The organism is Klebsiella ornithinolytica NBRC 105727 = ATCC 31898 (assembly GCF_001598295.1).
GTDB lineage: Bacteria > Pseudomonadota > Gammaproteobacteria > Enterobacterales > Enterobacteriaceae > Klebsiella > Klebsiella ornithinolytica.
Genome location: NZ_BCYR01000001.1, coordinates 674,149 through 700,107, shown reverse-complemented (window position 1 = coordinate 700,107; position 25,959 = coordinate 674,149). Strand labels below are relative to the sequence as shown.

The following is a 25,959-nucleotide window of genomic DNA, read 5'->3' as shown; positions in this document are numbered from 1 at the left end:
TAATGCGGGTCACTGAAAGGTGACCCGCATTTTTTTTGCTTATTCCATGCTGACCATTCCGCCGCTGAAAAACCTTTTGCAAGGATATCGCAACGTGACGGCCACGGGACGAGAACGCCGGTGCGCATCCAGGACCGGTCTTCAGGGTAAAAACACCAGGAGCGTTTTTGAACAACGTTAGCGTGGCCCCGGAGGGGGAATCCCATGGATGGGACGAATAAGGCGGCCAGAGGGCAGGTCGAGACAGGGGGGGGAGTCCGGCCCGGTCCGCCAGATGAAGCCGGAGTGGAGCATACCGCGCAGCGGCCGTTTTCAGCGCAATGCCGGGGGGCATGGGGGCGAGCGAAACGCCCGCCATGCCGTTCACCCGCAGCGGGTGTGAGAACAGTGGCGGATGCATCGTGCACGGAACATACCGCAAAAGTGAACGGAATATCCCACGGAACACATACTTCAGAGTACGAAACCCCTCTCGCGCAAACCAGCGTAAAAACGGCATCCCTGGCTCAACCGCGGCCTAAAGGAGAGAGACTCCTGCAGAGTGTTGAAAATCTGACAGCGCCGCATCAAAAACGGTAATCTCTTTGAGATGACGGATACTTATACCTTCGCCGGATCGTTCAACCGATCCTGAAACCATCGGCATTAGCCTGCGGGATCCCTTTTTGTCGGCTTGACAGAGCCGGACCTCTACAGGCAAACTGCTGCGAAACATTATCCCCCCGGTAATGCGTAAGCGTTTAACGTCAACCAACGCGCCTTAACCCTGATAATCAGGTGGAGGGGGCGTGGCTACTACCTCGCCTTACTCTGCGAACTGGAGTAAAGCATGTCCGCAGCGACTGAAACAACAAATACCTCGTCAGCGAATATTCCATTATTTCGTATTACCTTTGCCGTTTTTCTGACCTATATGACCGTCGGCCTGCCGCTACCCGTGATCCCGCTCTTTGTCCACCATGAGCTGGGCTTCGGCAATACGCTAGTCGGCGTAGCGGTGGGCATTCAGTTTCTGGCGACGGTGCTGACCCGTGGCTACGCCGGTCGTCTGGCCGATCAACATGGCGCCAAGCGTTCGGTGCTGCAGGGTATGCTTGCCTGCGCATTAGCCGGGGCGGCGTGGCTGCTGGCCGCGTTACTGCCGGTTTCCGTGCTGGTCAAATTTGCGCTGCTGGTACTGGGGCGTTTGATCCTCGGATTTGGTGAAAGCCAGCTGTTGACCGGAAACCTGAGCTGGGGACTGGGGCTGGTTGGCCCCGCGCGTTCAGGCAAGGTCATGTCCTGGAACGGGATGGCGATGTACGGCTCATTGGCCGTGGGCGCGCCGCTGGGACTGATGATCTACTCGCATTTTGGCGTTGTGGTTCTCGCCTGCGTTACGATGGGACTACCGCTGCTGGCGCTGGCAATCAATGGTACGGTCAGTAAAGTTCCGGCGCACGGCGGCGAACGGCCATCGCTATGGAGCGTCGTCGGTATGATCTGGCGTCCGGGCATCGGTCTGGGGCTGCAAGGGGTGGGGTTTGCCGTGATTGGTACCTTTGTCTCACTCTATTTCGCCAGCCGCGGCTGGGCGATGGCGGGCTTCACGCTGACCGCGTTTGGCGGCGCCTTTGTGCTGATGCGTATCCTGTTTGGCTGGATGCCGGATCGCTTTGGCGGCATAAAAGTGGCGATGGTGTCGCTGCTGATCGAGGCCATTGGCCTGACGCTGCTGTGGCTGGCGCCAGATGCCTGGGTTGCCCTGGCCGGTGCGGCGTTGACCGGTTGCGGCTGCTCGCTCATCTTCCCGTCCCTTGGCGTTGAAGTTGTCAAACGCGTACCGGCTCAGGTTCGCGGTACCGCGCTCGGCGGCTATGCGGCCTTTCAGGATATTTCATACGGTGTCACCGGCCCGCTTGCCGGGCTGCTCGCCACGTCGCTGGGCTACTCTTCTGTTTTTCTGGCGGGGGCAATATGCGCGGTTCTGGGCATTTTCATGACGCTGTTCTCCCTACGTCAATAATGTGATTCCCGGTCTTCAGCGAGGGAGACCGGGGGCTTTCCGTGGAAGGTAATACTTCACCTGAAACTCAAACATGTTGGTATAGAGAATGGAATAGTCGATCGGCTGATGCTGCTCATCAATCGCCTGGGTTTGCATTTTGATGATCGGATCTTTGGTACTGATATGCAGCAGCGTGGCCAGTTCCGGGGAGGGGAGTATCGGCACAATGGATTCGTAGCAACCGTCAATTCGTATCCCGCATTCGTTTTCTATATACGAGAACTTCGACTTTTTCATATGGGCGATGGTCAGGTCAGGAAAGCGCGTTGCCGAGAGCCAGGTTTCTTCTAATTGCATCGCAATGTTATCGATAAAACGCAATCTTTTAGCATAATATACAAGTTCACCGTGCTGTAACTGCAAACCTTTCGCGATTTCTTGCGGGGCGGTTTGCAATTCAAATTTGAGAATTTGACTAGAGGGCGTTTTGCCTTCGTTGCGGGCAATTTCGGTAAAACTGTCTAAATGCGTCACCGATGCCTGGAAATGTTTATTTCTAATCCAGGTCCCCGAACCGTGTCGCCGCTCGATTAAACCCTCCTCCTCCAGAGCCTTTAGCGCCTTACGTAGTGTATTTCGCGAAACATCATAAAGTTCTGCTAATTCTTTTTCTGATGGCAGAAGATCGCCAATGCTATAGAGCGGACTATTAATTTTGTTTTTCAGTAAATTAACTACATTTTTATAAACCACTTTTGAACCTCAATAATCCCTTTTAAAACATTGGGTTGTTGTTATGCATCGTTAAATTTACGCCAACACGTTCATTTTTTTCCTGGTTTCTGAACAACTTTTCTCTTGCTAACTGTGATCGCAACTGCGGATAAGAAAATTAACAATTATTACAGTGCTCGTCAATTGAGACTGATGAACAGGAAAGGGAAGGAAAATGAAAAATATATTGTTAGTTTGTGCTGCCGGGATGTCCACCAGTATGTTAGTGAAACGCATGCAGGAGCATGCTGCGGCGTCAGGGATTGCGGTAAATATCAATGCGCTGGCCATTTCTGAAGCCAAAGAAAAAATCAAAAAAAACGCAGTGGATGTGGTTTTATTAGGGCCGCAGGTTCGTTTCCAGAAAAGTGAAATAGAAGAGGTGGCTCACGGTAAAATGCCGGTTGCGGTTATTGATATGAAATATTACGGGCAAATGGATGGCCCGGCGGTGTTAGACAGTGCGCTTACCTTACTGGCCAATAAATAATTCTTTGTCTATTACCCCGGTTAACGCCTGAATTTCAGCGTCGTGCCGCCGGATACCTCTGCTCCAGTGCTGGGGCGCTATCGCAGATTATCGATAAAAATAAGGGTTCATCATGAGTTTTATGAATGCCTTTGAACGCGGCATGGAGAAAATCCTTGTCCCCGTGGCTATAAAACTAAATTCTCAGATTCACGTATCGGCGATTCGGGATGCATTTATTTTATCCTTCCCAATCGTGATGGCCAGTTCGCTGATTATCTTAATTAACTTTGCAATATTGTCTCCTGATGGTTTTATTGCCAGCATTTTACATTTGGGAACAATATTCCCGAATCTTGCTGATGCACAGCAAATTTTTACCCCGGTGATGAATGGCTCAGTCAATATTATGGCAATATTGATTACCTTTCTCGTCGCGCGCAATATCGCGATTAGCTTCCAGCAGGACGATCTGCTGTGCGGACTAACGGCGATTGGCGCCTTTTTTGTGGTCTATACACCTTATACCATCATCGATGGTCAGGCTTATCTGACGACAAAATATCTCGGGCCGCAGGGGCTGTTTGTAGCCATTATCGTTGCGCTGATCTCCAGCGAGGTCTTTTGCCGGCTGGCGCGTAACCCGAAAGTGGCCATTACGATGCCGGCAGCGGTACCGCCGGCGGTGGCGCGCTCGTTCAAGGTGCTGCTGCCGATCTTCTTTGTGATGATTTTCTTTTCCATCATGAACTACCTGCTGACCCGCATCTCGCCGAATGGCCTTAACGATCTGATCTATACGCTGATTCAGGCGCCGCTGAAGGATATGGGGACCAACATTATCACCGTTCTGATTCTGGGGCTGGTGGCAAACTTCCTGTGGGTGCTGGGGATCCACGGGCCGAATACCGTTGCGGCGATTCGGGAAACTATTTTCTCGGAAGCGAATCTGGAAAACCTCTCCTATGCGGCCTCACACGGCACCACATGGGGGGCGCCTTATCCGATAACCTGGACCGGCATCAACGATGCGTTCGCCAACTGCGGCGGCTCGGGGATGACGCTGGGGCTGCTGCTGGCCATCTTCATCGCTTCGCGGCGTAAGGATTATCGCGATCTGGCGAAAATGGCCTTCGTACCGGGTTTGTTCAATATCAACGAACCGGTGATGTTTGGTTTACCGATCGTCCTGAATCCGATTCTGGTGATTCCGTTTATCCTGGTTCCTTTCATTAACTCGTTGATTGGTTACTTCTTTATTAGCATGGAGTTTATTCCGCCGATTGCCTATGCGGTTCCGTGGACCACGCCAGGTCCGCTGATTGCCTTCTTTGGGACCGGCGGTAACTGGTTAGCGCTCTTTGTCGGCATTCTGTGCCTCGCTGTTTCAACGCTGATCTATTTACCGTTTGTGATTGCGGCGAACAAGGTGAATACCGCAGCGGCCGCTGAGTAATAAAAACGTGGGGAAATAAATATGTTTGCTGATGAAAGCACGGTGATGGAACTGCTTATCCATGCCGGACAGGCCCGCTCGGATGCAATGGAGGCCATCGCCGCCTCGCGCCGCCGGGAATGGGAGACCGTTGAGACGCTAATGGCCAGCTCAGAAATGGCCTGCCGGGAGGCGCACAAGATACAAACGGCGCTGATTGGTCTGGATGAAGGCTGCGGGAAAATGACCGTCAATCTCATTCTGGTTCACGCGCAGGACCATTTAATGACCGCGATGCTGTGCCAGGACTTAGCCAAAGAAATTATTGCGCTGCGACAAGAAATCTCTGCCTGACTTTCCCTGCCTTCAGTCATCCGGCTGAAGGCGTATTATAAAAATATGCAAGGTACTCTATGTATTCAAGTCAATTGAAGGTTAGCTTATTGTCTCTATCGGTACTTCTGGCTATTTCGTCACCCGCTGTTTTAGCAGCGAAATTAACGATTGAACAACGTCTTGAATTGCTGGAATCAGAATTATCAGCCAATAAAAAAGAATTGCAAAAAACACAATCACAATTATCGACATATAAAGATAAAGTGGCCGTGTTGCAAAAAAGTATAAAAGAGAATGAACAAAGAAATGTCACCGCGGGTTACCCGACGGCGACCTCTCCGGTGGCAGAAAATATCGCCAATGAAAATAATGAAATCAGCCAACGGGCGGCGCCGGCAGAAGTCAAAGCGACACAGCAGGTGGCGGTCATTAATACCGACGGCAAGAAGGCGAAAGTTGAGAGCGTGACCATGAAGGATCTCAGCAAATTCGTCAAAGAGGATATTGGCTTCAGCTATCAGGGTTATCTACGTTCCGGCTGGGGCACCTCAAATCACGGGTCGTCGCAGACCTATGCGGCGGGTTCGCTGGGCCGTTTTGGTAATGAAATGAGCGGCTGGTTTGATTTGACCTTAAATCAGCGGGTTTATAACCAGGATGGGAAAACCGCCAACGCCGTCGTGACCTACGATGGTAATGTTGGTGAGCAGTATAACGATGCCTGGTTTGGCGACACCAATAACGAAAATATTCTTCAGTTCAGCGATATCTATCTCACCACCAAAGGATTCCTGCCGTTTGCGCCGGAGGCTGATTTTTGGGTAGGTAAACACAAGCTGCCGGAGTATGAAATCCAGATGCTTGACTGGAAATCGTTGACCACCGATGTTGCAGCCGGTGTCGGGATCCAGAACTGGGCGCTGGGCGTCGGGCAGCTTGACGCGTCTCTCAGCCGCAATGATGTGGATGTTTATTCGCGTGATTTCACGCAGACCACACAAATGAACACCAATTCGGTGGATCTGCGCTATCGCAACATTCCGCTGTGGAAAAACGGCTCGCTGTCGTTGATGGGCAAATATGCTTTTGCAAACAAGAATGATGAACAGGAGAAAAACGAGGAGAACAATAGCTACTTTACGCTCAAGGATAGCTGGATGGCCACCGGGATCATCCGTCAGGAGCTGGCGCGTAAGGGCTTTAATGAATTTACGCTCCAGGTGGCGAATAACTCTTATGCCAGCAGTTTCTCGAACTTCTCCGGCGCCAGTAACTCCATGGCTCACGGGCGCTACTACTATGGCGATCATACTAACGGCGTCGCTTTACGTTTGATTTCACAGGGCGAAATGTACCTGGCCGATCGCGTGATTATGGCCAATGCGCTGGTCTGGTCGCACGGGAACGATATCTACAGTTACGAAAGCGGCGCGCATAGCGATTTTGACAGCTTCCGCGCGGTGATTCGTCCGGCGTGGATTTGGGATACCTGGAATCAGACCGGGGTGGAGTTAGGCTGGTTTGCGCAGAAAAACAAAACGGAGCAAGGCAAGGATTTGAAAGAATCGGCGTATAAAACGACGCTCTATCATGCGCTGAAAGTCGGGCCGAGTCTGTTAGGTTCGCGACCGGAAATTCGTTTCTACGGGACCTATATCAATATTCTGGATAACGACCTGTCACAGTACCGGTTCAACGACGACAGCAAAGATGAATTGATGCTGGGCGTGCAGGCTGAGGTGTGGTGGTAATTGCCTCATCAAGACACCAACGCCCGCATCGTGCGGGCGTTTGAGTATAAAGATAACCGCCACCGATACCCTGTCTGCCGGCCAGCAACGCGGAATTACATCACCAGCCAGAGCAGAGCGATAAGCAGTATCAATACCAGAACAATCACTCCCGGCTTTTTGAGCCGCCCGACGAGCGAAGAGGGTTCCGGCGGCAGCGCGGGAATGGCCAGCGTTTCTTGCGCCCGGGCGACACGAAGCACAAAGACCTTATTCAGCAGCGTCAGAATCTGCGTTGCGCTCAACGCCGTTTGCGGCGTGACGTGCCAGTTGTGCTGGGCGAAATCGACGATCTTTTGCCACTCCTGCGCTTCCAGCGGCTGCTTCAGCGCCGCCTGCAGAGAGGTCAGGGTCGGGGCTGACTGCGCGCTGAGCGTCTGCCGCGCCTGTAGCCAGTAGGAGAGGGGAGTGAAGTGGGTAGCCGGAATCAGCTCACCGGTTTTTACACCGCACAGCTCCAGCATTGACTGCCAGATCAGTTTCCCGGGTTCGCCGGTTGCGGCGGCAAGACGGCTTACCTGCTGATTAAGCGTGTTGTGCTCCGCGGGCAACAGCGGGCGCAGAGTCGGCTGGCGCTGCTGCGGCTGAGGGATCGACAGCTGGCCGTTTTGCAGGAGCTGCAGCATATTTTGCAACTGCTCCTGCGTCAGCGCATGCAGCGTCGTTTGCCCATAATGCTGGCGAATATAATCGCTCACTGCCTGACGGTTGTTCCCCTGACTCAGCAACTCGCTCAACTGCGCCAGAATCTGGCGCTGATGGTGATTTTGCTGCGCCACGGTTACGCGTTGATTCAGGTTGTTTTCGGCAGCGCTAAAGTGGCACGCCAGCAGCGGCGCATCGCCTTTGAGCCCCAGATCGTGCTTGATTCCCGCCCACACTTCCGCGTTCTGCTGCGAAGTTAACGCGACCAGGCGCGTAATCAGTCGCTCGAGAACGGTACGTTGTTGCATGGTTAGCGCGGGCTCTCCGGCGACGGAAGCGCCGGTTCCCGGGGGACGATCGGACATACCTGAAACGGGTTGTGTCATATTAATCCTTTCCGTATTGCTGTACAGAGGCCCGGTGATGATGTTCCTGGCGGCGAGATTATGGCACACTTCCCCGGTTTACTCTCGTTCTCAGACAGGTACTGAACCGTGAAAATCCTCGTTGATGAAAATATGCCCTATGCCCGCGAGCTTTTTAGTCGCCTGGGCGAAGTCGAGGCGGTCCCCGGCCGTCCCGTCCCCGTCGACGCGCTGACCGGCGCCGATGCGTTGATGGTTCGCTCGGTCACGAAAGTCAATGAAGCGCTGCTCGCCGGCAAGGCAATTAAATTCGTGGGCACCGCGACAGCCGGTACCGATCATGTCGATCAGACGTGGCTGCAGCAGGCCGGAATTGGCTTTTCTGCCGCGCCCGGTTGCAATGCGATAGCGGTCGTAGAATATGTTTTCTCGGCGCTGCTGATGCTGGCTGAGCGCGACGGTTTCGCGCTGACCGATCGTACCGTCGGCATCGTCGGCGTTGGCAACGTCGGTAGGCGCCTGCAAAAGCGTCTGGAAGCGCTGGGGATCAAAACGCTGCTGTGCGATCCGCCGCGTGCCGACCGGGGCGATGAAGGCGACTTCCGTACCCTGGATGAGCTGGTAGAGGAAGCGGACGTTCTGACGTTCCACACGCCTTTATATAAAGAAGGTCGTTACAAAACCCTGCATCTGGCGGATGAGGCGCTGATTCGCCGTCTGAAACCGGGAAGCGTGCTGATCAATGCCTGCCGCGGACCGGTGGTGGATAACGGCGCGCTGCTGGCCTGTCTGCAAAGCGGGCAGGCGTTGAGCGTCGTGCTTGATGTCTGGGAACCTGAGCCGGATTTGAACCTTGCGCTGCTGGATCGCGTAGATATTGGCACCGCGCACATCGCGGGCTACACCCTCGAAGGCAAAGCGCGCGGGACGACGCAGGTGTTTGAAGCCTACAGCGCCTTTATCGGCCATCCGCAACAGGTGGCGCTGGACACGTTGCTGCCCGCCCCGGAGTTTGGCCGCATTACCCTGCACGGCGCGCTCGATCAGCCAACGCTGAAACGATTGGTGCATTTGGTGTATGATGTGCGCCGCGATGATGCGCCGCTGCGAAAAGTGGCCGGCGTGCCGGGTGAGTTTGACAAGCTGCGCAAAAATTATCAGGAACGCCGCGAATGGTCATCACTGTACGTGCAGTGCAGCGATGTGCAGGCGGCGACGCTGCTGCGTCAGCTCGGTTTTAATGCCGTACATCACCCCATTCGTTAATGTCTTCTTAATGACCCTGTTGGATACTCCGGCAGGGTCGCTTTTCTCTGGAGTAAACCACCATGTCTGAAGGCTGGAATATTGCCGTACTGGGCGCAACGGGCGCCGTCGGCGAAGCCCTGCTCGACACCCTTGCTGAACGTCAGTTCCCGGTGGGTGATATCTATGCGCTGGCGCGCAATGAGAGCGCGGGAGAGCATCTGCGTTTTAGCGGTAAGTCGGTGATCGTGCAGGATGCTGCCGTATTTGACTGGACCCAGGTACAGCTGGCCTTTTTTGCCGCTGGCGTTGAAGCGACGGCGGCCTATGTTGATGAGGCGACCAATGCCGGTTGTCTGGTTATCGATCTCAGCGGTCTGTTTGCGCTGGAGCCGGACGTACCGCTGGTTGTGCCGGAAGTGAACCCGTTTGTACTGGCCGATTATCGCAATCGCAACGTCATCGCCGTCGCCAACAGCCTGACCAGCCAGCTGCTGACGGCGCTGAAACCGCTGATCGATGAAGGCGGCCTGTCGCGTATCAGCGTGACCAGCCTGATCTCCGCTTCCGCATACGGTAAAAAAGCCGTTGATGCGCTGGCGGGGCAGAGCGCGAAGCTGCTCAACGGTATGCCAATCGATGATGAAGATTTCTTTGGCCGTCAGCTGGCGTTTAACATGCTGCCGCTGCTGCCGGATCGTGAAGGTAGCGTGCGCGAAGAGCGCCGTATTGTCGATGAAGTTCGTAAGATCCTCCAGGATGAAGGATTGATGGTTTCAGCCAGCGTCGTGCAGTCGCCGGTGTTCTACGGTCATGCGCAGATGGTGAACTTCGAAGCGATGCGTCCGCTGGCGGCAGAAGAGGCTCGCGATGCCTTCACTCGCGGCGAAGATATTGAGCTCTCCGCCGAGCGCGAATTCCCGACTCAGGTCGGCGATGCTTCAGGTACTGCGCAACTCTCCGTCGGCTGTGTACGCAATGATTACGGCATGCCGGAACAGATTCAGTTCTGGTCCGTTGCCGATAACGTCCGCTTCGGCGGCGCGCTGATGGCGGTGAAAATCGCGGAGAAACTGGTGCAGGAGTATTTGTACTGATGTCTGAGATGGAGCAGCAGCCGGTCTATAAAATCGCGCTGGGCATCGAGTACGACGGCAGCAAATATTACGGCTGGCAGCGGCAAAACGAAGTTCGCAGCGTGCAGGAGAAGCTGGAAAAGGCGCTCTCGCAGGTGGCAAATGAACCGATTAACGTATTCTGCGCCGGTCGCACCGACGCCGGTGTTCATGGCACCGGCCAGGTTGTGCATTTTGAGACCCACGCGCTGCGCAAAGACGCGGCCTGGACGCTGGGGGTCAATGCGAATTTGCCGGGCGATATCGCCGTCCGTTGGGTGAAACATGTCCCGGACGATTTTCACGCCCGCTTCAGCGCCACCGCGCGTCGCTACCGTTACGTCATCTATAATCACCGTCTGCGTCCGGCGGTGTTAAGCCAGGGCGTCACCCATTATCATCAGCCTCTGGATGCGGAGCGGATGCAGCGCGCCGCCCAGTGTTTGCTGGGTGAAAATGATTTCACCTCATTTCGCGCGGTGCAGTGTCAGTCGCGCACGCCGTGGCGAAATATTAACCATATTAGCGTCACGCGGTATGGCGCGTATGTGGTGGTGGATATCAAAGCGAATGCCTTTGTACATCATATGGTAAGGAACATTGTCGGCAGCCTGATGGAAGTAGGGGCCGGGAACCAGCCAGAGAGCTGGATAGCAGAACTTCTGGCGGCGAAAGACAGGAAGCTGGCCGCCGCGACGGCAAAAGCAGAAGGGTTGTATCTGGTGTCGGTAGATTATCCGGCCCGCTACGATCTGCCGGTGATGCCGATGGGCCCGCTGTTTCTGGCGGACTAACATTAACGCTTTATCCTTCAGGCTGCCCGCTTGTTGGCCGCATCTGAGCGTTCCGGTCGGGGAATTATTTCTACGACCGGAAACGAGCGGTTTGTTGTCGCACGGCATCCTGGCCGATTTTGTGTCGTGTCATTAAGGACTCATACAATATGGACCTGATTCGTTTTTTAATTGATTTCATCCTGCATATTGATGTTCATCTGGCTGAGCTGGTTGCCAGTTATGGCGTCTGGGTATACGCCATTCTGTTTTTGATTCTGTTCTGTGAAACGGGTCTGGTGGTGACGCCATTCCTGCCCGGCGATTCGCTGCTGTTCGTGGCCGGCGCGCTGTCGGCGCTGCCGACGAACGATCTGAACGTGCATCTGATGGTGGCATTGATGGTCATTGCGGCCATTGTCGGCGATGCGCTGAACTACACTATCGGACGGCTGTTTGGCGAAAAGCTCTTCAGTAATCCTGATTCGAAGATTTTCCGACGTAGCTACCTGGATAAAACCCATTCGTTCTATGAGCGTCACGGCGGCAAAACGATTATTCTTGCGCGTTTTGTGCCGATCGTCAGAACCTTCGCACCGTTTGTGGCGGGAATGGGCCATATGTCCTATCGTCATTTTGCCGCGTATAACGTGGTTGGCGCGCTGCTGTGGGTTCTGCTGTTTACCTATGCAGGCTACCTGTTTGGCGATTTGCCGATCGTTCAGGAAAACCTGAAGCTGCTGATTGTCGCCATTATTGTTCTGTCGGTGCTGCCTGGGGTCATTGAAATTATTCGCCACAAGCGCGCGGCGGCGAAGCAGACGAAATAACCCTCCTGCTTTTATCTGCGTCGGGCAGCAGCCTGCTGCCCGAAGAGGGAAGTGTGAGCGGTACGACCACTTTTTTATCCCATGTTACGGGATGTTATGATTTAATGTGCAACATTCATGGTCTGTAAGGGTCAAAAATGGCATTATGCGCCCCTTACGACAAAACTGGCATCGACCAGGTTCAGGCAGAAAGGTTATCAATGAGCTGGATTGAACGAATTAAAAGCAATATCACTCCCACCCGCAAGGCAAGCATTCCTGAGGGTGTATGGACTAAGTGCGACAGCTGCGGGCAGGTTCTGTACCGCGCAGAGCTGGAGCGCAACCTGGAGGTTTGCCCTAAGTGCGATCACCACATGCGTATGTCGGCGCGTAATCGCCTGCATAGCCTGTTGGACGAAGGTTCCCTGGTGGAGCTGGGAAGCGAGCTCGAGCCGAAAGATGTGCTGAAGTTCCGCGATTCGAAAAAATACAAAGACCGTCTGGCGTCCGCTCAAAAAGAGACCGGTGAAAAAGATGCGCTGGTGGTCATGAAGGGCACTCTGCACGAGATGCCGGTTGTCGCAGCAGCATTCGAATTCTCCTTTATGGGCGGCTCGATGGGCTCGGTGGTTGGCGCTCGCTTCGTGCGCGCGGTAGAACAGGCGCTGGAAGATAATTGCCCGCTGATTTGCTTCTCCGCTTCCGGCGGCGCGCGTATGCAGGAAGCGCTGATGTCGCTGATGCAGATGGCGAAAACCTCAGCCGCGCTGGCGAAAATGCAGGAGCGCGGTTTACCGTATATCTCCGTACTGACCGACCCGACCATGGGCGGCGTATCGGCGAGCTTCGCCATGCTGGGCGATCTCAATATCGCGGAACCGAAAGCGCTGATCGGCTTTGCGGGGCCTCGCGTTATCGAGCAGACCGTACGTGAGAAACTGCCGCCGGGCTTCCAGCGCAGTGAGTTCCTGATTGAAAAAGGGGCGATCGATATGATCGTTCGTCGCCCGGAAATGCGTCTGAAGCTGGCCAGCATTCTGGCGAAGCTGATGAATCTTCCGGCACCCAGCCAGGACGTCTCTCACGAAGGTGAGGTGGTGCCACCGGCACCGGATCAGGAACCAGAGGCCTGATAATTCGGAGGGCAGGCCTGACGGCGCTGCCCTTTTTTAATTCTATGCGCCATCATTCAAACTGCGGCGCGGCGGAAAGGCTAAAGCCCCGTCAGGGCCCGGTCCAATGGACAGCGCGGGTGACGAGCGCTGCCGGCAAGAGGCAGTTTGAAGGATGAAGCGTATTTACCGTTAACACTCGCGGACATCATGGAAAAAGAACCTATTCCTCAGGCCACGTCGCCCCTGGCTACGTGGCTTTCCTATCTGGAACATCTGCACAGTAAAACCATCGATCTGGGGCTGACCCGCGTGAGCGAAGTCGCCGAACGGATGGCGGTGTTAAAGCCTGCGCCGTTCGTCTTCACGGTGGCGGGAACCAACGGTAAAGGAACCACCTGCCGCACGCTGGAGTCTGTGCTGATCGCGGCGGGCTACAAGGTTGGGGTTTACAGTTCGCCGCATCTGGTGCGCTATACCGAGCGCGTACGCGTACAGGGCGCGGAGCTGCCGGAAGCGGCGCATACCGCCTCTTTTGCTGAAATTGAAGCGGCGCGCGGTGAGATTTCCCTGAGCTATTTCGAGTTTGGCACGCTCTCTGCCCTGTGGTTGTTTAAGCAGGCGCAGCTCGACGTGGTGATCCTTGAGGTTGGTCTCGGCGGGCGTCTTGATGCCACCAACATCGTCGATGCGGATGTGGCGGTGGTAACCAGCATCGCCCTGGATCATACTGACTGGCTGGGACCGGATCGGGAAAGCATTGGTCGTGAGAAGGCCGGTATTTTCCGTGCCGGCAAACCGGCCGTCGTTGGTGAACCGGAGATGCCCCATACCATCGCCGAGGTGGCCGCCGGGAAAGGGGCAACGCTTCTGCGTCGCGACGTCGACTGGCGCTATGTCGCCGGCGAGCAGACGTGGTCATTCAGTGACGGGGAGGGGACACTGGCGGATTTACCGTTGCCTCAGATTCCGCTGCCGAATGCCGCCACGGCGCTGGCGGCGCTGCGAGCCAGCCGACTTCAGGTGAGCGATCGGGCAATTCGCGACGGTATTAAACAGGCGATGCTGCCGGGGCGTTTTCAGATAATCAGCGAAACGCCGCGCGTGATTCTCGATGTGGCGCATAACCCCCATGCGGCAGCCTGGCTCGCCGGACGTCTCAAAAGCCTGTCGAAAACGGGGCGCGTGCTGGCGGTTGTTGGTATGCTGCATGATAAGGATATTGCCGGCACGCTGGCAAACCTGACGGCGGAAGTGGATAGCTGGTACTGTGCGCCTCTGGAAGGGCCGCGCGGTGCAACGGCGCAACAGCTGCAGGAGCATTTGCAGGCAGGAAAAGCTTACGCCAACGTGGCTCAGGCCTGGCATGCGGCGATGGCCGATGCCAGACCGGAAGATACGGTGCTGGTGTGTGGTTCATTCCATACGGTGGCGCATGTAATGGAAGAAATAGAGGCGGGGAGAATCGGTGGCGAGTAAGTTTCAGAACCGTTTAGTCGGGACGATTGTGCTGGTCGCGCTGGGGGTGATTATCCTCCCGGGGCTGCTTGATGGTCAGAAAAAGCATTATCAGGACGAGTTCGCGGCAATTCCACTGGTGCCAAAACCGGGCGATCGCGATGAGCCGGATATGCTGCCGGCGGCGACTCAGGCTCTTCCGGCTCAACCGCCGGAAGGGGCGGCGGAAGAGGTCAGAGCGGGAGACGCCGCGGCGCCGTCATTGGATCCGTCGCGTATCCCGGTTAACAGCAACAGTTTCGATGATGTGCAGGAGCCGGTGGTCGCACCGAAGCCGCAGCCCAAACCGCAGCCTCAACCGAAACCGCAGCCTCAGCCGTCGAAGCCGGTGGAGAAGCCGCAGCCGCAGCAACAAACCGTTGCCCAGACGCCGCCGGCGAAACCGGCCGAGATACCTGCTCCGACCGGCAAAGCCTATGTGGTGCAGCTCGGTGCGTTGAAGAATGCGGATAAGGTCAATGAAATCGTCGGTAAGCTGCGCTCCTCCGGGTTTAAGGTCTACACGTCGCCTTCGACGCCGGTTCAAGGTAAAATTACCCGTATTCTGGTCGGTCCCGATACCTCAAAAGATAAACTGAAAGGGCAGCTTGGCGACCTGAAACAGATCTCCGGCCTGAGCGGTGTGGTCATGGGATATAGCCCCAACTAATCTTGTCCCTCGCCGCGCTGGTGAGGGGCGAAGCTCCTGTCTGACGTGCTTTCAGGAGGCGCAAGACAGCATGGCGTTGAATGTTTTTTCAGCGCCATTTTTATTTCTGTAGGGCACGGAAATCCCTACGCAAACGTTTTCTTTTTCTGTTAGAATGCGCCCCGAACCGGATGACAGGGCGTAAATCGTGGGATGTTTATGGTCTGGATTGATTACGTCATTATAGCGGTGATTGGTTTTTCCTGTCTGGTAAGCCTGATCCGCGGCTTTGTTCGTGAAGCGTTATCGCTGGTAACCTGGGGATGTGCTTTCTTTGTCGCCAGTCATTACTACACTTACCTGGCTGTCTGGTTCACGGGCTTTGAAGACGAAATGGTCCGCAATGGGATTGCTATCGCGATACTGTTTATCGCAACGCTTATCGTTGGCGCCATCGTTAACTATGTGATTGGCGCACTGGTTGAGAAAACGGGCCTGTCGGGTACCGACAGGGTGTTAGGGATCTGTTTTGGCGCCCTGCGTGGCGTGCTGATTGTCTCTGCGATTCTGTTCTTTCTCGATAGTTTTACCGGTATGGCGAAAAGCGAAGACTGGCAAAAGTCAGAGCTTATCCCGCAGTTCAGTTTCGTTATCAGATGGTTTTTTGACTATCTGCAAAGCTCGTCAAGTTTCTTGCCCAAAGCATAAGCGTTGGGATGTGGCTGAACGAGGAAAAGACGTATGTGCGGTATTGTCGGTATCGCCGGTGTTATGCCGGTAAACCAGTCGATTTATGACGCGTTAACGGTGCTTCAGCATCGTGGCCAGGATGCCGCAGGCATCATCACTATTGATGCAAATAACTGTTTCCGTTTGCGTAAGGCGAACGGACTGGTGAGCGACGTTTTTGAAGCTCGCCACATGCAGCGTATGCAGGGCAATATGGGGATTGGCCATGTTCGCTATCCTACGGCGGGCAGTTCAAGTGCCTCCGAGGCGCAGCCTTTCTACGTCAACTCACCGTATGGTATTACGTTGGCGCATAACGGCAATCTGACCAACGCGCACGAGCTGCGTAAGAAGCTGTTTGAAGAAAAACGCCGTCATATCAACACCACTTCCGATTCTGAAATCCTGCTCAACATCTTCGCCAGCGAGCTGGATAACTTCCGTCATTATCCTCTGGAAGCAGATAACATTTTTGCCGCGATCGCTGCGACGAACCGTCAAATCCGCGGTGCCTACGCCTGCGTGGCGATGATCATTGGTCACGGTATGGTTGCCTTCCGCGATCCAAACGGCATCCGCCCTCTGGTGTTGGGGAAACGTGATGTTGGCGATGGTCGTACCGAGTATATGGTGGCCTCCGAGAGCGTGGCGCTGGATACCCTGGGCTTCGAATTCCTGCGCGATGTGGCGCCGGGTGAAGCGGTCTATATTACCGAGAAGGGCCAGCTGTTTACCCGTCAGTGCGCGGAGAATCCGGTCAGCAACCCGTGCCTCTTTGAGTACGTCTATTTTGCTCGCCCGGACTCGTTTATCGACAAGATTTCCGTCTACAGCGCGCGCGTCAATATGGGCACCAAACTGGGTGAGAAGATCGCTCGTGAATGGGAAGATCTGGACATTGACGTGGTCATTCCGATCCCGGAAACCTCCTGCGATATCGCGCTGGAAATTGCCCGTATCCTCGATAAGCCTTATCGCCAGGGCTTCGTGAAAAACCGTTACGTCGGCCGGACCTTCATCATGCCGGGCCAGCAGCTGCGCCGGAAGTCGGTGCGTCGTAAGCTTAATGCCAACCGCGCGGAGTTCCGGGATAAAAACGTGCTGCTGGTGGATGACTCCATCGTGCGTGGGACCACCTCGGAACAGATTATTGAGATGGCGCGCGAAGCCGGCGCGAAAAAGGTCTATCTGGCTTCCGCAGCGCCAGAGATTCGTTTCCCGAACGTTTACGGCATTGATATGCCGACGGCAACCGAGCTTATTGCCCACGGTCGCGAAGTGGACGAAATCCGCCAGATCATTGGCGCGGATGGCCTTATCTTCCAGGATCTGAACGATCTGATTGAGGCTGTACGTGTGGAAAATCCGGATATTCAGCAGTTTGAATGTTCGGTATTTAACGGCGTGTACGTCACTAAGGATGTGGACCAGCAGTACCTCGATTATCTTGACTCCTTACGTAATGACGATGCGAAAGCGGTGCAGCGTCTGAACGAAGTGGAAAACCTGGAGATGCACAACGAAGGCTAATTAACCCGAGCGTTGTGAAAAGCCCGCCGTCATCCGACCGCGGGCTTTTGTGTTTTTGCCGCGTGGCCGTAAGGCTTGCGTCCGGTGCTATAATCCGGCAAAGTCTGCCCCATTATGTGGAAGAGGCAATCATCGTGAAACGACTTATTATTGGTATCTCCGGCGCCAGCGGCGCCATTTACGGTGTGCGACTGCTTCAGATTTTACGCGATGTGCCTGATGTCGAAACGCATCTGATCATGAGCCAGGCAGCGCGGCAGACGCTGGCGCTGGAGACCGACTATTCTCTACGGGAAGTGCAGGCGCTGGCGGATGTGGTCCATGATGCGCGCGATATCGCCGCCAGTATCTCGTCGGGGTCGTTTAAGACCGCCGGCATGGCGATACTGCCTTGCTCGGTGAAAACGCTTTCCGGAATTGTTCACAGCTATACCGATGGTCTGCTGACCCGTGCGGCGGACGTGGTCCTCAAAGAGCGTCGTCCGCTGGTCCTGTGCGTGCGGGAAACGCCGTTCCATCTTGGTCATCTGCGCCTGCTGGTGCAGGCCGCAGAGATGGGCGCGGTGATTATGCCGCCGGTTCCGGCTTTCTACCATCGCCCGCAAACCCTCGACGATGTGATTAACCAGACGGTCAACCGGGTTATCGATCAGTTCGATATTACCCTTCCGCAGGATCTTTTTACCCGTTGGCAGGGACCTTCAGTCGCACTAAAGTAGTGCGTGCCGTGAACTTTTGCGCCTCCGCAGTGCAATTTTGTCGCCCCGATCAAATCCTCAACATTTAATTTGTTTTTTTGCGTTCGGCCACTGCGGTTTGTCCGTCAATGCTGTTATCTTCCCTCTTAAGACAATCCTGCAACTTTATATTAACAAATTTAACGCTGTTTCCAGCACGCACTGAGAAGATGGCATAAAACCTGCAGGATGAGTCGGCTACACATAACGAAGCAACGCACCATATAACAACATCACGACACTTAAGGGTATTGTATGAAGAAGACGATCCTGGCCCTCTCTTTAATCATGGGAATCAGCAGCGCTTCCAGCGTTTTTGCCGCGCTTCCGCAAAGCATTCGTATCGGTACCGATGCCACCTACGCGCCTTTCTCTTCGAAGGATGCGAAAGGGGATTTCGTTGGTTTTGATATCGATTTGGGCAACGAGCTGTGCTCGCGTATCAAAGTAAAATGTACCTGGGTGGGGAGCGACTTTGATTCATTGATTCCTTCGCTGAAGGCGAAGAAAATTGACGCCATTATCTCTTCCTTGTCGATTACTGAAAAACGTCAGCAGGAGATTGCCTTCTCTGACAAGCTGTATGCCGCTGACTCCCGTCTGATTGCGCCAAAAGGTTCATCAATCCAGCCGACGCTGGAATCCCTGAAGGGCAAACACGTCGGGGTACTGCAGGGTTCAACTCAGGAAGCGTACGGCAATGAACGCTGGCGTAGCCAGGGCGTGGATGTCGTTGCCTACCAGAACCAGGATCTGATCTACTCCGACCTTGCTGCCGGCCGTCTTGATGCTGCGCTGCAGGATGAAGTCGCCGCCAGCGAAGGCTTCCTCAAACAACCTGCCGGTAAAGATTTCGCCTTTGCCGGTCCCTCTGTCAAAGATAAAAAATTCTTCGGTGATGGTACCGGCATTGGCCTGCGTAAAACCGATGGCGAGCTGAAAGCCGCTTTCGACAGTGCGTTGGCTGAAATGCGTAAAGACGGGACCTACGACAAAATGGCGAAGAAATACTTCAACTTCAACGTCTACGGTGACTAAGCACGCCGCTGGCCCGGGAAACCGGGCCTGAGGGACTTCGCATGTCCACGATTGCACTAAATTGGTGCAAGTTTGCCTGCGGTGTTCCGATTTGGTGCATAAAAGGCGGTTTTGTCGGGCGCTTAATGCATAGTTAAGCGTTTATGGTGCGAAATAATTGGCTTCCGGGCGCAGAATGCTTTGCCTTACCGGGGCGAATAATGGCACGATAACTGCCGTAAGTACTTCTAATAAACTCGTTAGAATGACAGTCTGTTGAGGATAGTTATGAAAAAACTGGCGTTGTCTCTTTCTTTAGCGCTGGCCCTTTCCAGCGTTAGCACGGTATTCGCAGCCATTCCGCAAAAACTACGTATCGGTACCGATCCAACTTATGCCCCGTTCGAATCGAAAAATGCGCAGGGTCAGTTGATTGGTTTTGACATCGATTTGGCAAAAGAGCTGTGTAAGCGTATCAATACGCAATGTACCTTCGTTGAAAACCCGCTGGATGCGCTGATCCCCTCTTTAAAAGCGAAGAAAATCGATGCGATTATGTCTTCGTTGTCCATTACCGAAAAACGTCAGCAGGAAATTGCTTTCACCGACAAACTTTACGCTGCAGATTCCCGTCTGGTTGTGAAAAAAGGCAGTGATATCACGCCGGATCTCGCGAAACTGAAAGGCAAGCGTATCGGTGTGCTTCAGGGGACCACCCAGGAGACCTATGGTAATGAGCACTGGGCACCGAAAGGGATTGAAATTGTCTCTTATCAGGGCCAGGACAATATCTATTCCGACCTGACCGCCGGGCGCATCGACGCGGCGTTCCAGGATGAAGTCGCCGCGAGCGAAGGCTTCCTCAAACAGCCTGTTGGTAAAGATTACCAGTTTGGCGGTCCGTCGATTAAGGATGAAAAACTGTTTGGCGTCGGTACCGGCATGGGCCTGCGTAAAGAGGACAACGAGCTGCGCGAGGCGTTAAATAAGGCCTTCGCGGATATGCGCAAAGATGGCACCTACGACAAGCTGGCAAAAGAATATTTCGATTTTAACGTGTACGGTGACTAAGCATCATACGTACCCCATCGCGCGCATATTGGCGCGTGATGGTCGATGACAGACAGGGCAGACAGCATGCTGTACGGGTTTTCACAGGTTATTTTACAGGGCGCTCTTGTCACACTGGAGCTGGCTCTTAGTTCGGTTGTGCTGGCGGTCCTCATTGGTCTGGCGGGTGCCGGAGCTAAGCTATCGAGCAATCGACCGCTGGCGCTGGTATTTGAAGGCTACACCACGCTAATTCGTGGCGTGCCCGATCTGGTGCTGATGCTGCTGATTTTCTACGGTCTGCAGATTGCGCTGAATACGCTCACCGACGCACTGGGACTATCACAGTTTGATATTGACCCAATGGTCGCGGGGATTATTACGCTGGGCTTTATCTACGGTGCCTATTTTACTGAAACCTTCCGCGGCGCTTTCATGGCGGTTCCGAAAGGACACATCGAAGCGGCGACGGCCTTTGGCTTCAGCAACGGGCAGACCTTCCGGCGGATCCTCTTTCCGGCAATGATGCGCTATGCGTTACCGGGAATTGGCAACAACTGGCAGGTTATCCTCAAGGCAACGGCGCTGGTCTCTCTGCTGGGGCTGGAAGATGTGGTCAAAGCCACCCAGCTGGCGGGGAAAAGTACCTGGCAGCCGTTCTACTTTGCGATCGTCTGCGGTCTGGTTTATCTCGTGTTTACCACAGTTTCCAATGGTGTACTGCTGCTGCTTGAACGCCGTTACTCCGTGGGCGTGAAGAGGGCTGACCTGTGATTGAGATTATTCAGGAGTACTGGAAATCGCTGCTGTGGACCGACGGCTATCGCTTTACCGGGGTGGCTATCACGCTGTGGCTGCTGATCTCCTCGGTGGTGATGGGCGGCATACTGGCAGTATTTCTCGCTATCGGTCGTGTCTCTAGCAATAAATACATTCAGTTTCCGATCTGGCTGTTTACCTATGTGTTCCGCGGTACGCCGCTGTACGTACAGCTGCTGGTGTTTTACTCCGGGATGTATACGCTGGAAATCGTCAAAGGCACCGAGCTGCTGAACGCCTTTTTCCGCAGCGGCCTCAACTGTACGGTGCTGGCCTTAACGCTCAATACCTGCGCCTATACCACGGAGATTTTTGCCGGGGCGATCCGTTCCGTCCCTCCCGGGGAAATTGAAGCGGCGCGGGCCTATGGTTTCTCATCGGTCAAAATGTATCGCTGCATTATTTTGCCGTCTGCGCTGCGTATCGCGCTGCCAGCGTACAGCAACGAAGTGATTCTGATGCTGCACTCCACCGCGCTGGCTTTTACTGCCACCGTGCCGGATCTGCTGAAAATCGCCAGGGATATTAACTCGGCGACCTATCAGCCGTTCACCGCCTTCGGGATTGCCGCGGTGCTCTATTTAATTATTTCGTATGTGCTGATTAGCTTGTTCCGCAAGGCGGAAAAGCGCTGGTTGCAGCATATAAAACCTTCTTCGACGCATTGAGACCGCCATGTCCGACAATAAATTAAATGTTATCGATCTCCATAAACGTTACGGCGAGCATGAGGTGCTGAAAGGCGTCTCGTTACGGGCGCAAGCCGGAGACGTTATCAGCATTATCGGTTCATCGGGTTCCGGTAAAAGTACCTTTTTGCGCTGCATTAACTTCCTGGAAAAGCCCAGCGAAGGCACCATCGTGGTTAACGGGCAGAATATTGGTCTGGTTCGCGACAAAGACGGTCAGCTGAAGGTCGCGGATAAAAACCAGCTGCGTCTGCTGCGTACGCGCCTGACGATGGTGTTCCAGCATTTCAATCTGTGGAGCCATATGACGGTGCTGGAAAACGTCATGGAAGCGCCGATTCAGGTTCTCGGGCTGAGTAAGCAGGAAGCGCGCGAGCGGGCGGTGAAATATCTGGCGAAAGTGGGTATCGATGAGCGCCAGCAGATCAAATACCCGGTGCATCTCTCCGGCGGTCAGCAGCAGCGCGTCTCCATTGCGCGTGCGCTGGCGATGGAGCCCGATGTGCTGCTGTTTGACGAACCGACTTCCGCGCTTGATCCTGAACTGGTCGGGGAGGTGCTGCGTATCATGCAGAAGCTGGCGGAAGAGGGCAAAACCATGGTGGTAGTGACCCATGAAATGGGCTTTGCGCGCCATGTCTCTTCGCACGTCATTTTCCTGCATCAGGGCAAGATTGAAGAAGAAGGTCATCCGGATGAGCTGTTCGGCAATCCGAAAAGCCCACGCCTGCAGCAGTTCCTGAAAGGCTCCTTGAAGTAAGCCTTGCTGTCTCCCGGCGAAACCGCTCGCCGGGAGCAGATTACCGCTCCAGCCGATATACCCAGTCATCGTAATCGACGCCGTTCAGGTGGTAGGCTTTTTCCAGCACCTGAATCCGCACAAAACCGTGTTTTTCCAGCAGACGCGCCGACCCGATATTGTCACCCAGTACCCAGGCGTTGATGGCATTGACACCGAGCTGGCTAAAGCCGTAATCACATATCGCCCGCAGCGCTTCACTGGCATATCCCTGACCCTGCGCCTCCGGGATGAGGGCATATCCGACATCGGCTTCATGCGGATTTTTACTGCTGATGCGCAGGCCGATATCACCGATGGCCACACCTTTTTTATCGCGCAGCACAAACACGCCGGGATCCGCGCAGCGCGCGGCAAACAGGGTACGCAGCGCGGGCTCATCGAGCATTTCACCCATAAAGCGCATGACCTGACGATCGCGACGCAGACGGAGGAAAAAAGGCCAGTCGGATAAGCTAAACGGCGAGAGGCGCAGGCGCGGGGTAGTGAGTATTGTCATAAAGCAGTCCATAAAGGTGAATGACTCCGCCACCTTAACACCATAAAGCGCCGGAATGTTTACGCGTCTAACCGACCGTCGGCGAAGCCTGGCGCTGATTTTCGAGCCCGCGAAGGTAGCGCAGCACGGTTTTGCTCTCTGGCGTAGCCCTCAATTGTAACGCCAGGTTGAGGTTATCCAGTACTGCCGCGTGGGCGACCAGCGGTGAGTCTTCGGCAAGACGTCCCTCCATAACCAGCCATCTGACGACGGTTTTCCAGCGCCACAGCGGCGAATTGCCCTTAACGCGCTGTACCGGTCCCGGAAACTGGCCCGAACCTCTCGCGCCATCTTTCAGCAGGGCAATGGCCTGTCGCGTCAGGCCGGCGAGTTCGGCAATATCGCTTAATCCTACCAGCGCGGAATCGACGGATTCGACCCGCGCGTTCAGAGCCGGTGCGGATTCGATATCGGCAATGGCTGACAGAATGGCCCGCTCGAGAGAGTCGCTTTCGCGAGCGAACTCCAGATAGACCGCGGTTCCGTAAAAACAGACCAGCGCATCAGCGCAGCCTGCCGTATGCAGCGCATCCTCAAGCCCCTCGGTATGAACAGTGACGCCGGAGAGGGTGAGCGTAAAATTATACAGCGCCATGGCTAAATCCTTCTGGTGGTGAATTTTATTCGCTGTAGGCGGCTGGCAGCGGTCGACCATTCTGATGAGTTGCCGGGCGTGGTTAATGGGTACCGCAGGTGTACTCCAGATGCTCATCATATGCTCCGGATGATGGGCCGTACCGCATATTAATCGGCCAAAACAGTGGGCGCTTTTGCCGCCAGGGAGAAAAATCCAGACCTGCACCAGCGCGTAGTCAATGGCTGCTCTGATATGTTTATCCGGATGTTCCTTCATCGCTGGGTCCTGGTCATCCTGAATGAGGTGTTGACGATTGTCAACGGTTGGGGGTGTTGAGTTGTAGAGCGGGGGTTATGACAGAGTGAGAGGAGATTCACCGGAAGCGAATTCACAATTAAGGCGGGGCTAAACGGGCTCGTTTTACGCGCTGCGAGGTGGGTTCCACAAGATAATCGTCCAGGGAGACCGATGCGATCTCCCTGAGCGAAATGAACTAGCGCAGCATGTCGGCCAGCGCTTCTTCCAGATCGTACCAGCGGAAGCCAAAACCGGCATCCTCCAGGCGCCGGGGCAACGCCCGCTGCCCGCCGAGCACCAGTACCGACGACTCTCCCATCAGCAGGCGAATCGCCGTTGCCGGTACGCGGAAAATTGCCGGACGATTCAGCGCATGCCCGAGAGAATGGGCAAACTGTTCATTGCGGACCGGATAAGGGGAAACCATATTGAAAGGCCCGCTGAGATCGTTATCCAGCAGCCACAGAATGCCGTTGACCATATCATCGATATGAATCCAGGCCAGATACTGCCTGCCGTTACCAATAGGGCCGCCGAGTCCAAGCCTGAAGAGCGGCATCAGTTTGGCCAGGATCCCGCCCGTCGGCGCCAGCACCGCGCCGGTGCGCAGCAGGCAGACGCGGGTGCGATCGCTTTGCGCCTCGCAGGCCAGCTGCTCCCAGCGGGCGCAGAGTTTGTGGGTAAATTCATTGTGCGGCGGCTCATCTTCGGTCACCACAACTTCCCCGAGATCGCCGTAAAAGCCTACGGCAGAGCCGCTGATCAGCACGGCGGGTGGCGTATCGCTGGCGTTGAACAGATTCACCAGCTTTTGAGTGATATCCCAGCGGCTGTGACACAGACGCTGCTTTTGCTCCGCCGTCCAGCGTTTGTCGGCGATAGGTTCGCCTGCCAGATTGATGACGGCATCAATCTCATTGAGGTGATGATGGCCTTCGAAGCCGCGCCACAAGGTGACGCGGGCATCCAGCCGGGTTTGCGCTTTTTCCGGGCTGCGCGTTGATACCGTTACGTGATGCCCAAGCTCCAGCAGCCGGGGGATCAGATGCCGGCCAATCAGGCCGGTACCGCCAGTAAGCAGAATCCTCATAGCGCCTCCCTAAGAAGCTTAGCGCCGCCAGCTCATGGTCATTGAGACGGAGTCGGCGTAGCGCAGTGCATAAAGTTTATCGATCTCAACTTCAGCATAAGTGACCCAGTGATGTTCGCATGCGATATCGAGCACATCCTGAGTTAATTTTTCCAGCAGCGAGAAGCGGTTATTCTCAATGTGGCTGATGATACGCTTGGTAATCGTGCGGTAATTCAGCGCATCGTTGATATCTTCACTGTTGCGTGACCGCTCCGCCGGGTAGTGAATCGCAACATTGACCACCACATCCTGGCGGTTAGCGATTTCTTCTTCTTTGATTCCGATAAAAGTACGTAAGCGTAGGTTCTTTATACGAATAATGGCGTCTGGCTGAGACATTGCAGGCTTCCTCCGTGTTGTCATTTCCGCAATCATACATGAAAGCAAGCCATGCGAGCAGGGGGGTTATTGGTGTTGTATTTTTATCAGCGCCTGCCCGGTGGCCGGACGCTGACGAATGCGTTCAAACCAGTTATGAATCGCCGGAAAATGCGCGAGATCAATACGCTGGCGAGGGTGGGCGCGAATCCACGGCCAGCAGGCAATATCGGCAATACTGTAATGTTCGCCGCCGAGCCATGGGCTGACCTCCAGACGACGGTTCAGTACGTTGTACAACCGCTGGGTCTCGACCTGATAACGCTCGATGGCATAGGGCACCGCCTGCGGCGCGCTGTGATTGAAATGGTGATTCTGCCCCAGCATAGGGCCTAATCCGCTGACCTGCCAGAACAGCCACTGTAGCGTGGTATGGCGCTCGCGTAGCTCACCGCTAAGCAGTTTTCCTGATTTTTCCGCCAGATAGAGCAGGATTTCCCCGGACTCAAACAGGCCGAGCGGCGCTCCGCCGTCGACGGGGAGGTGGTCGACGATAGCGGGAATTTTATTATTCGGCGAGAGAGCGAGAAACTGCGGGCGAAACTGTTCCCCTTTATTGATATCGACCCGAATCAGGCGATAGGCCAGCTGCGCCTCTTCGAGGAAGAGAATGATTTTCTGGCCGTTAGGGGTGGGTGCGTAGTAAAGGTCGATCATGGTGAC

The 25,959-nt window shown here is 54.9% G+C and carries 27 protein-coding genes; 20 read left to right on the top strand and 7 right to left on the bottom strand.

All coding sequences use genetic code 11. The annotated features are described in order from the left end of the window. The first annotated feature begins 829 nt into the window (after positions 1 to 829). Positions 830 to 2,005, top strand: coding sequence for an MFS transporter (locus ROR01S_RS03050; RefSeq protein ID WP_004865239.1), 1,176 nt, complete (start codon positions 830 to 832; stop codon positions 2,003 to 2,005). Positions 2,006 to 2,020: 15 nt separating this feature from the next. Here ROR01S_RS03050 and ROR01S_RS03045 read toward each other — a convergent pair whose 3' ends face one another. After that, entirely contained in the window at positions 2,021 to 2,740 is a 720-nt protein-coding gene (locus ROR01S_RS03045) for a GntR family transcriptional regulator (protein ID WP_064359094.1), read from the bottom strand. A gap of 196 nt (positions 2,741 to 2,936) precedes the next feature. Here ROR01S_RS03045 and ROR01S_RS03040 point away from each other — a divergent pair, with 196 nt between their 5' ends. The 4 genes from ROR01S_RS03040 (at position 2,937) to ROR01S_RS03025 (ending at position 6,752) form a co-directional block, all read left to right on the top strand. After that, positions 2,937 to 3,251 (top strand): PTS sugar transporter subunit IIB, encoded by a 315-nt coding sequence (locus ROR01S_RS03040; RefSeq protein WP_004865232.1) that lies wholly within the window; start codon positions 2,937 to 2,939, stop codon positions 3,249 to 3,251. Positions 3,252 to 3,363: 112 nt separating this feature from the next. Next, entirely contained in the window at positions 3,364 to 4,686 is a 1,323-nt protein-coding gene (locus ROR01S_RS03035) for a PTS sugar transporter subunit IIC (protein WP_015583762.1), read from the top strand. Between the two features lie 21 nt (positions 4,687 to 4,707). Further along, on the top strand, positions 4,708 to 5,019 hold the full coding sequence (locus ROR01S_RS03030) for a PTS lactose/cellobiose transporter subunit IIA (RefSeq protein ID WP_004865228.1): 312 nt from the start codon (positions 4,708 to 4,710) through the stop codon (positions 5,017 to 5,019). 59 nt (positions 5,020 to 5,078) lie between these two features. Then, entirely contained in the window at positions 5,079 to 6,752 is a 1,674-nt protein-coding gene (locus ROR01S_RS03025) for a carbohydrate porin (RefSeq protein ID WP_044350099.1), read from the top strand. A 95-nt stretch (positions 6,753 to 6,847) separates the two neighbouring features. Here the strand turns inward: ROR01S_RS03025 and flk are convergent, their stop codons facing one another. Continuing rightward, positions 6,848 to 7,822, bottom strand: coding sequence for a flagella biosynthesis regulator Flk (flk, locus tag ROR01S_RS03020; protein WP_044023501.1), 975 nt, complete (start codon positions 7,820 to 7,822; stop codon positions 6,848 to 6,850). A gap of 108 nt (positions 7,823 to 7,930) precedes the next feature. Here flk and pdxB point away from each other — a divergent pair, with 108 nt between their 5' ends. From pdxB to hisP, 15 genes are all read left to right on the top strand, one after another. Beyond that, on the top strand, positions 7,931 to 9,067 hold the full coding sequence (gene pdxB / locus ROR01S_RS03015; protein ID WP_015583766.1) for a 4-phosphoerythronate dehydrogenase PdxB: 1,137 nt from the start codon (positions 7,931 to 7,933) through the stop codon (positions 9,065 to 9,067). A 62-nt stretch (positions 9,068 to 9,129) separates the two neighbouring features. Continuing rightward, a complete protein-coding gene (locus ROR01S_RS03010; RefSeq protein WP_015583767.1) occupies positions 9,130 to 10,143 on the top strand; it encodes an aspartate-semialdehyde dehydrogenase in 1,014 nt (337 codons plus the stop codon). Next, positions 10,143 to 10,955 carry a tRNA pseudouridine(38-40) synthase TruA gene (gene truA, locus ROR01S_RS03005; protein WP_015583768.1) on the top strand — a complete coding sequence of 271 codons (813 nt, stop codon included), beginning with the start codon at positions 10,143 to 10,145 and terminating at the stop codon, positions 10,953 to 10,955. Before ROR01S_RS03010 ends, truA begins: the two co-directional genes overlap by 1 nt. Before the next feature lie 149 nt (positions 10,956 to 11,104). Beyond that, positions 11,105 to 11,764 carry a DedA family protein gene (locus ROR01S_RS03000; RefSeq protein WP_015583769.1) on the top strand — a complete coding sequence of 220 codons (660 nt, stop codon included), beginning with the start codon at positions 11,105 to 11,107 and terminating at the stop codon, positions 11,762 to 11,764. Between the two features lie 200 nt (positions 11,765 to 11,964). Then, entirely contained in the window at positions 11,965 to 12,879 is a 915-nt protein-coding gene (gene accD, locus ROR01S_RS02995) for an acetyl-CoA carboxylase, carboxyltransferase subunit beta (RefSeq protein WP_015583770.1), read from the top strand. Positions 12,880 to 13,068: 189 nt separating this feature from the next. After that, entirely contained in the window at positions 13,069 to 14,337 is a 1,269-nt protein-coding gene (gene folC / locus ROR01S_RS02990; RefSeq protein WP_015583771.1) for a bifunctional tetrahydrofolate synthase/dihydrofolate synthase, read from the top strand. Further along, on the top strand, positions 14,327 to 15,025 hold the full coding sequence (gene dedD, locus ROR01S_RS02985) for a cell division protein DedD (RefSeq protein ID WP_044350107.1): 699 nt from the start codon (positions 14,327 to 14,329) through the stop codon (positions 15,023 to 15,025). The genes folC and dedD overlap by 11 nt, the downstream gene beginning before the upstream one ends. A 198-nt stretch (positions 15,026 to 15,223) precedes the next feature. Continuing rightward, complete coding sequence (gene cvpA / locus ROR01S_RS02980; protein WP_004865201.1) at positions 15,224 to 15,712, top strand: colicin V production protein; 489 nt, start codon at positions 15,224 to 15,226, stop codon at positions 15,710 to 15,712. A 33-nt stretch (positions 15,713 to 15,745) separates the two neighbouring features. Further along, complete coding sequence (gene purF / locus ROR01S_RS02975; protein ID WP_015583773.1) at positions 15,746 to 17,263, top strand: amidophosphoribosyltransferase; 1,518 nt, start codon at positions 15,746 to 15,748, stop codon at positions 17,261 to 17,263. Positions 17,264 to 17,397: 134 nt separating this feature from the next. Beyond that, positions 17,398 to 17,982 (top strand): UbiX family flavin prenyltransferase, encoded by a 585-nt coding sequence (locus ROR01S_RS02970; RefSeq protein ID WP_064359130.1) that lies wholly within the window; start codon positions 17,398 to 17,400, stop codon positions 17,980 to 17,982. A gap of 273 nt (positions 17,983 to 18,255) precedes the next feature. Beyond that, on the top strand, positions 18,256 to 19,038 hold the full coding sequence (gene argT / locus ROR01S_RS02965; protein WP_004865192.1) for a lysine/arginine/ornithine ABC transporter substrate-binding protein ArgT: 783 nt from the start codon (positions 18,256 to 18,258) through the stop codon (positions 19,036 to 19,038). A 267-nt stretch (positions 19,039 to 19,305) separates the two neighbouring features. Next, entirely contained in the window at positions 19,306 to 20,088 is a 783-nt protein-coding gene (gene hisJ, locus ROR01S_RS02960) for a histidine ABC transporter substrate-binding protein HisJ (protein ID WP_044350109.1), read from the top strand. A gap of 66 nt (positions 20,089 to 20,154) precedes the next feature. Further along, a complete protein-coding gene (locus tag ROR01S_RS02955; RefSeq protein WP_015583776.1) occupies positions 20,155 to 20,841 on the top strand; it encodes a histidine ABC transporter permease HisQ in 687 nt (228 codons plus the stop codon). Further along, positions 20,838 to 21,554, top strand: coding sequence for a histidine ABC transporter permease HisM (hisM, locus tag ROR01S_RS02950; protein WP_004865184.1), 717 nt, complete (start codon positions 20,838 to 20,840; stop codon positions 21,552 to 21,554). Before ROR01S_RS02955 ends, hisM begins: the two co-directional genes overlap by 4 nt. A gap of 7 nt (positions 21,555 to 21,561) precedes the next feature. Further along, positions 21,562 to 22,335, top strand: a complete 774-nt coding sequence (hisP, locus tag ROR01S_RS02945) for a histidine ABC transporter ATP-binding protein HisP (protein ID WP_015583777.1) — start codon at positions 21,562 to 21,564, stop codon at positions 22,333 to 22,335. A 40-nt stretch (positions 22,336 to 22,375) separates the two neighbouring features. Here the strand turns inward: hisP and ROR01S_RS02940 are convergent, their stop codons facing one another. The 5 genes from ROR01S_RS02940 to yfcG form a co-directional block, all read right to left on the bottom strand. Further along, entirely contained in the window at positions 22,376 to 22,873 is a 498-nt protein-coding gene (locus ROR01S_RS02940; protein WP_032718027.1) for a GNAT family N-acetyltransferase, read from the bottom strand. A gap of 67 nt (positions 22,874 to 22,940) precedes the next feature. Next, positions 22,941 to 23,507: a hypothetical protein gene (locus ROR01S_RS02935; RefSeq protein ID WP_032718026.1), complete on the bottom strand. Its 567-nt coding sequence runs from the start codon at positions 23,505 to 23,507 to the stop codon at positions 22,941 to 22,943. A gap of 475 nt (positions 23,508 to 23,982) precedes the next feature. Then, entirely contained in the window at positions 23,983 to 24,876 is an 894-nt protein-coding gene (locus ROR01S_RS02930; protein WP_015583780.1) for a TIGR01777 family oxidoreductase, read from the bottom strand. 18 nt (positions 24,877 to 24,894) lie between these two features. Next, positions 24,895 to 25,257 carry a dihydroneopterin triphosphate 2'-epimerase gene (gene folX, locus ROR01S_RS02925; RefSeq protein ID WP_015583781.1) on the bottom strand — a complete coding sequence of 121 codons (363 nt, stop codon included), beginning with the start codon at positions 25,255 to 25,257 and terminating at the stop codon, positions 24,895 to 24,897. 66 nt (positions 25,258 to 25,323) lie between these two features. Further along, positions 25,324 to 25,953 carry a GSH-dependent disulfide bond oxidoreductase gene (gene yfcG, locus ROR01S_RS02920; RefSeq protein ID WP_015583782.1) on the bottom strand — a complete coding sequence of 210 codons (630 nt, stop codon included), beginning with the start codon at positions 25,951 to 25,953 and terminating at the stop codon, positions 25,324 to 25,326. Positions 25,954 to 25,959: the final 6 nt, after the last annotated feature.

What these genes read in the sequence shown, in the direction of transcription:
- ROR01S_RS02955 (WP_015583776.1), top strand. Translation starts at nt 20,155, where the DNA reads ATGCTGTACGGGTTTTCACAGGTTATTTTACAGGGCGCTCTTGTCACA.
- folC (WP_015583771.1), top strand. Translation starts at nt 13,069, where the DNA reads ATGGAAAAAGAACCTATTCCTCAGGCCACGTCGCCCCTGGCTACGTGG.
- ROR01S_RS02930 (WP_015583780.1), bottom strand. Translation starts at nt 24,876, where the DNA reads ATGAGGATTCTGCTTACTGGCGGTACCGGCCTGATTGGCCGGCATCTG.
- ROR01S_RS03010 (WP_015583767.1), top strand. Translation starts at nt 9,130, where the DNA reads ATGTCTGAAGGCTGGAATATTGCCGTACTGGGCGCAACGGGCGCCGTC.
- flk (WP_044023501.1), bottom strand. Translation starts at nt 7,822, where the DNA reads ATGACACAACCCGTTTCAGGTATGTCCGATCGTCCCCCGGGAACCGGC.
- ROR01S_RS03030 (WP_004865228.1), top strand. Translation starts at nt 4,708, where the DNA reads ATGTTTGCTGATGAAAGCACGGTGATGGAACTGCTTATCCATGCCGGA.
- cvpA (WP_004865201.1), top strand. Translation starts at nt 15,224, where the DNA reads ATGGTCTGGATTGATTACGTCATTATAGCGGTGATTGGTTTTTCCTGT.
- ROR01S_RS03000 (WP_015583769.1), top strand. Translation starts at nt 11,105, where the DNA reads ATGGACCTGATTCGTTTTTTAATTGATTTCATCCTGCATATTGATGTT.
- argT (WP_004865192.1), top strand. Translation starts at nt 18,256, where the DNA reads ATGAAGAAGACGATCCTGGCCCTCTCTTTAATCATGGGAATCAGCAGC.
- ROR01S_RS03035 (WP_015583762.1), top strand. Translation starts at nt 3,364, where the DNA reads ATGAGTTTTATGAATGCCTTTGAACGCGGCATGGAGAAAATCCTTGTC.
- ROR01S_RS03050 (WP_004865239.1), top strand. Translation starts at nt 830, where the DNA reads ATGTCCGCAGCGACTGAAACAACAAATACCTCGTCAGCGAATATTCCA.
- ROR01S_RS02935 (WP_032718026.1), bottom strand. Translation starts at nt 23,507, where the DNA reads ATGGCGCTGTATAATTTTACGCTCACCCTCTCCGGCGTCACTGTTCAT.
- accD (WP_015583770.1), top strand. Translation starts at nt 11,965, where the DNA reads ATGAGCTGGATTGAACGAATTAAAAGCAATATCACTCCCACCCGCAAG.
- hisJ (WP_044350109.1), top strand. Translation starts at nt 19,306, where the DNA reads ATGAAAAAACTGGCGTTGTCTCTTTCTTTAGCGCTGGCCCTTTCCAGC.
- truA (WP_015583768.1), top strand. Translation starts at nt 10,143, where the DNA reads ATGTCTGAGATGGAGCAGCAGCCGGTCTATAAAATCGCGCTGGGCATC.
- ROR01S_RS03040 (WP_004865232.1), top strand. Translation starts at nt 2,937, where the DNA reads ATGAAAAATATATTGTTAGTTTGTGCTGCCGGGATGTCCACCAGTATG.
- hisP (WP_015583777.1), top strand. Translation starts at nt 21,562, where the DNA reads ATGTCCGACAATAAATTAAATGTTATCGATCTCCATAAACGTTACGGC.
- purF (WP_015583773.1), top strand. Translation starts at nt 15,746, where the DNA reads ATGTGCGGTATTGTCGGTATCGCCGGTGTTATGCCGGTAAACCAGTCG.
- ROR01S_RS02940 (WP_032718027.1), bottom strand. Translation starts at nt 22,873, where the DNA reads ATGACAATACTCACTACCCCGCGCCTGCGCCTCTCGCCGTTTAGCTTA.
- yfcG (WP_015583782.1), bottom strand. Translation starts at nt 25,953, where the DNA reads ATGATCGACCTTTACTACGCACCCACCCCTAACGGCCAGAAAATCATT.
- folX (WP_015583781.1), bottom strand. Translation starts at nt 25,257, where the DNA reads ATGTCTCAGCCAGACGCCATTATTCGTATAAAGAACCTACGCTTACGT.
- ROR01S_RS03025 (WP_044350099.1), top strand. Translation starts at nt 5,079, where the DNA reads ATGTATTCAAGTCAATTGAAGGTTAGCTTATTGTCTCTATCGGTACTT.